The 521-nt window shown below is 62.0% G+C and carries 1 pseudogene; it reads left to right on the top strand.

Going from position 1 to position 521, the window contains the following annotated elements:
* Positions 1–207: 207 nt before the first annotated feature.
* Positions 208–521 (top strand): annotated as a pseudogene (locus tag Q2941_RS51890) (hypothetical protein); the annotation flags it as partial.

Below are 521 nucleotides of genomic sequence, written 5' to 3'. Positions count from 1 at the left end.
GCAAACGAAAGGGCCGCCGAGATGGCGGGCCGTCGACATGGCATCTGGGATTGAGGGATCAGGCCGCTGGCAGACAGCTCGCGCTTCAGACCGAAAGCGGGGCGAGTGACTAACCCGGTGTGACCCGCTTCACATCGGCCGGCGCTCTCTGGTCCCATAATACGATACGGGCCGACGTCATTGCCCAGGAGGTTTGGACGTATTTTCATGTCCGACGAGAACTTTGGCCGCTTGTTCATGGTCGTCGCGATCGCGCTGATGATGCTGATCGCCGTCATGGTCACAGATTCGCACGCCAAGGGTGGCCCGCGCGAGGGCAATTCGCCAGAGATCTCTGAATGGTTTAGATCGCAGCACAACGCGCTCGGCGGCTGGTGCTGCAATGATGCCGACGGTCACCGCTACTACGGCGACTACGTGCTCAATTCCGACGGCTCGGTGACGATCAGCCCCGGCACCCCGGACGCCCACCAGATCGAGTCCTACAAGGTGCTATCCGGCACAAACCCGACCGGCACCGC

The sequence above is a fragment of the Bradyrhizobium sp. UFLA05-153 genome, assembly GCF_054185185.1.
This window is presented reverse-complemented; position numbering and strand designations above follow the sequence as displayed.